The organism is bacterium (genome assembly GCA_021158245.1).
GTDB lineage: Bacteria > Zhuqueibacterota > QNDG01 > QNDG01 > QNDG01 > QNDG01.
In genome coordinates this window covers 1-4,062 of the sequence record JAGGVB010000124.1, presented here as the reverse complement: position 1 = coordinate 4,062, position 4,062 = coordinate 1, and the positions used below count along the sequence as shown (strand labels likewise).

The 4,062-nt window shown below is 41.7% G+C and carries 7 protein-coding genes; all 7 read right to left on the bottom strand.

The annotated features are described in order from the left end of the window. Window positions 1-374 (bottom strand): CGGC domain-containing protein (locus tag J7K93_06960; protein MCD6116735.1); only part of this gene is annotated, 374 nt, incomplete at its 3' end. A gap of 113 nt (window positions 375-487) precedes the next feature. After that, on the bottom strand, window positions 488-1,312 hold the full coding sequence (locus J7K93_06955; protein MCD6116734.1) for an Mrp/NBP35 family ATP-binding protein: 825 nt from the start codon (window positions 1,310-1,312) through the stop codon (window positions 488-490). Window positions 1,313-1,499: 187 nt separating this feature from the next. Beyond that, a complete protein-coding gene (locus J7K93_06950) occupies window positions 1,500-1,685 on the bottom strand; it encodes a zinc ribbon domain-containing protein (GenBank protein MCD6116733.1) in 186 nt (61 codons plus the stop codon). Window positions 1,686-1,854: 169 nt separating this feature from the next. Continuing rightward, entirely contained in the window at window positions 1,855-2,202 is a 348-nt protein-coding gene (locus J7K93_06945; GenBank protein MCD6116732.1) for a DUF5320 domain-containing protein, read from the bottom strand. A gap of 29 nt (window positions 2,203-2,231) precedes the next feature. Then, on the bottom strand, window positions 2,232-3,047 hold the full coding sequence (locus J7K93_06940) for a prolipoprotein diacylglyceryl transferase (GenBank protein ID MCD6116731.1): 816 nt from the start codon (window positions 3,045-3,047) through the stop codon (window positions 2,232-2,234). Then, window positions 3,047-3,484 (bottom strand): iron-sulfur cluster assembly scaffold protein, encoded by a 438-nt coding sequence (locus J7K93_06935; protein MCD6116730.1) that lies wholly within the window; start codon window positions 3,482-3,484, stop codon window positions 3,047-3,049. The genes J7K93_06940 and J7K93_06935 overlap by 1 nt, the downstream gene beginning before the upstream one ends. A gap of 5 nt (window positions 3,485-3,489) precedes the next feature. Next, the gene (locus J7K93_06930) at window positions 3,490-3,834 is read right to left on the bottom strand and encodes a DUF134 domain-containing protein (GenBank protein MCD6116729.1); all 345 of its coding nucleotides are present in this window, start codon (window positions 3,832-3,834) and stop codon (window positions 3,490-3,492) included. Between the last annotated feature and the right edge of the window lie 228 nt (window positions 3,835-4,062).

The window sequence follows — 4,062 nt, the reverse complement described above, 5'->3', positions numbered from 1 at the left end:
TTTTCCCAGAAAGATGTAATTTCATGCACGTCCATGTATTTTTGAGGTATCGGGTGGGTACCGACAATGCAGGGTACTTTGTAGTGTGTTTCAATAAATTCTTTAAACTGCCTAATGTAGGGACAGGGCGGGTATCCGACAACAAAACCTGTTGCAAGATGTATAGCCTCAGCTCCGTTTTTAATCATTTCTTCGGGAACGTATTCAATATTCCCGCCGGGGCAGCCTCCGCAGTACGAAAATCCCACAACCTCAATTTTTTCATCTTTCGGGTAAATTGCAAATCCGCCTGTATGCTCTCTTGCTGAACGAAAACATTTTCCCCCGCCGCAGCTCTGATAGCGGGCGCAGATGATTATTCCGACTTTTGCCATGAGAATCTCCTTTAAAATGGGATCGGGGTGAAAGAAAATTATATTTTTATTTAAAAGGGCCTTGGGTTAAATCAGGAGTGCAATGTATAAAAACATCACACTCCTGAAAAATGTTACTGATTAAGAAACACCACGGTATTTTTTGCAATCTCCATAAATGCTTTTCCTGTTACAGAATCAGGATTTTCAACAACTACCGGTTTGCCCTCATCACCGCTTTTTCGTGTTGCAAGTTCCATAGGGACTCTTCCGAGAAATGTCACACCCATCTCTTCTGCCATTTTTTCGCCGCCGCCGCTGCCGAAGAAATCAATATTTTCTCCGCAGTGGGGGCAGATAAGGCCGGACATATTTTCTACAACACCGATTTTTTTAATCTCAAGTTTTTTTGCCATATTTACTGCTCTTCTGCAGTCAATGAGAGATACTTCCTGGGGTGTTGTAACAACAATTGCAATTTGCGGAAGCATCTTCTGTGCAGTGGTCAATACTTCATCACCTGTCCCCGGAGGAAGGTCTGCAAGCAGAAAGTCAAGGCTGCCCCATACTACATCAGAAAGAAATTGGGTAATTGCCCCTGAGCGAAGAGGCCCTCTCCAGATAATAGGTGCATCAGCAGGGATCATCGGAGCAATTGAAATAACCTGAAGGCCGTCTTTAATTTGAGGAATGATCTGTTTTGAACCCTCATCAATTGAAGGCACATCCTTTAATCCGACCATTTTCGGAACATTAGGTCCTGTAATATCTGCATCGAGAAGGCCTACGCTTGAGCCCTGGCTGAGAAGTGCATAAGACAGATTTACAGCAACAGTAGTTTTCCCTACACCGCCTTTGCCGCTGAAAACAACGATTCTGTGTTTAATTGTTTCCAGATTTTTTGTTATTCTCTGATCCTGCTCATTTGGTTTTGGTTTTGCATCTAATTTTATATCCATTAATTTCGTATCCTTTCAACTATAAATTTTTGCAACTTAATCAGCATAATATATTAACTGCAAGGTAAATAATCAATGTAAATTGTTAAGATGCGGGCAGTAAAAAAAACTGCATCTATTTCACATTAATTCAATTGCAGTGCATAAAGGCAGTCCATGCCTGAATAATTATGTTTTTTGAAATCACTTATTTTTTTTTATAATCTGTCTCATAAAATCCTGAACCTTTAAAAATTATTCCGCTGCCTCCGGAAATAAGGCGTTTCACAGGCCCGCCGCATTTGGGGCATTTTGCTACAGGTTTTGCTGTAATTAACTGGAATTCAGTAAACCGGTATCCGCATTTTTTACATTCATATTCGTAAGTCGGCATGATAAATCCTTAAGTAAATCAAAAATGCTGTCTGAAGAATTATTGTTTCATCATTATTATCCGCCTTCTTTTATTGAAGATCGGATGGAAATGATGATTAAGAGGTTAAGAGATTCCCAAACAAGCAGGGAATCTCTTAACCATATCTTTACAGACAACTCAGGAGCAGTTACTCATTTTTTGATTCCAGATCAGACATTCTGTCCTGAATATTTTTTAGCTGTGTATTCAAAGCATCTGCCTGATTTTTCAAGATATCAAGCTCCTGCTCACGAGTCGGTGCAGCAGTATTGGCATACGGGGGATATGCATAGTCGTATCCTCCAACATATCGGCCTCTTCCAAAACCATAACCCATGCCTCTTCCGCCAAAACCGCGGCCCCAGCCGAATCCTCCGCCGAGTCTTCCTCCTACCGGATTTGTAAATCCTGGCTGGTTATAACCTGCGCAAAATCCGGCTGCGCGTCCGCTCATAGGCCCCATGCCTGCGGGACCTGTTCTGTCTCCTCTTGGCATTTTATGCCTCCTTTTTTATAGTTAACAGTTTATGTTAATGCATTATGCTTCCGTTTTTTTAATCCCACTATAAAGAAAATAACAGATGTAACAAACAGTGCCAGCAGTATTAAATCATTAACGTTTATTGTTAACGGCCCTATTGTGCCAAGCACCTGAGGCGATTCATAATACCTGAATTGATCAACAATAAAACGGTCAACAGAGTAATAGGCAAGTACAAGCCACATAGTATAACCGGAGAAGCTGTGTTTTTGATCCAGAAACAGTATGAGAAAAAATCCCATAAACCCCAGGGCTGATGCAAATAGCTGTGTGGGCCAGATATGGACACCGGGGAATACTGATCCTGCAACGCTTGTTACAGGAAAGACAATCCCGAAAATGCTCTCTGTGGGACGGCCGAAGCAGCATCCGTTCAGGTAGCATCCGCCTACTCTCTGCAGGCCTGTACCAATGAGAAAACTTGGAGCAAGGGTATCTCCGAGGTTGAGGAAACTAATTTTTTTAATCAAAGCATAAGCAAAAGCAGCTGCGATTGCAAATACAACACCGCCCATCATTGAGAGGCCTGCGATGCCGATATATCCGTCATGAACAGGATTGATTGTATCAAGCCAGTTACCCCTGAATTCATCAAGATGAAAAACAACATACCAGAATCTGCTCCCCAGAACCGCTGCAATTATTATTACTAATGTAAGGTCCATAACAGCATTCTGGTCAATTCCGAATTTCTTTGCTCTCTTCATAGCTATCCACAATCCGATAAGGATAGAAATTACAAAAGCAACTCCCCATGAATGCATTTCAAAACTGCCAATTTTAAAAAGAACAGGATGCATTATATATCTCCTCCGGTTTTATTGTTAACATCATACAGGGCTTCTCTTAATGCCTGTACAGCTAAAATACTGCAATGTGTGTGGGATGCAGGCAGTCCGTCCAGAAATCTGATTACTGTCTGCGGGTATATTTTTTTTGCATCGTACAGGGATTTGCCTTTGCTGAGTTCAGTTACTGCACTTCCGCATGCCAATGTAGCGGCACACCCGTCTGCAAGAAAACGAGCTTCCTTAATAGTATTGTTTTCAGTTTTTAAAAACACTGTTATGGAATCGCCGCAATCCCCTTTGACATAACCTTGCCCGTCCGGGTTTTCCATGTCGCCGGAGTTAATTGGGTCGTAAGCAAGCTCCACAACTTTATCGGAAAATCGTTCTGTACCTCCGCCCATAATTTGACTTTGAATACGTGAAAATATTTCTTCAATCTCACTCATTAAATTTATCCGTGATTAAAGTTAAATCCTCTGCTGCCGCGCCTTCTCCTGACAGGCGGCCTTAACTCTACACTTCCGCCTGTAATATTAATTGCCATTCCATTAACCAGTGCTTCAGCAATTTTGTTCCGTGCTTTTGCTACAATTCTTCCAAAAGTTGCTCTGGAAATATTCATATGCATTGCAGCTTCTGTCTGGCTAAGCCCGATAAGATCGGAAAGCCTGAGAGCTTCAAGTTCATCCATTGTAAGCTCTACCTGCCTGAGCAGATTTTGAGGAACACCCGCAGGTTTAAAATAACAAACACCCGGATGTGCGCTTATCCATCTGCATTTGGGAGGCCTTGGCATTTACTATGCTTCCTTTCTTTATTTTATCAGCAGGCCATAGAACTTGTTTGTTGGACATTTCCATGAACCAAACAATTATGAGCATATGCTCATAATAAAAATAAGAAAATATTTTCGATTTGTCAAGATAAAACTTGAGTTTTTGGCACCCTCTGAAAAACACCGGCTCTACATTTCATTTCCGGGCGGAAATTTCCAGATGCCGGCAAAACAACTCTGCCATATACC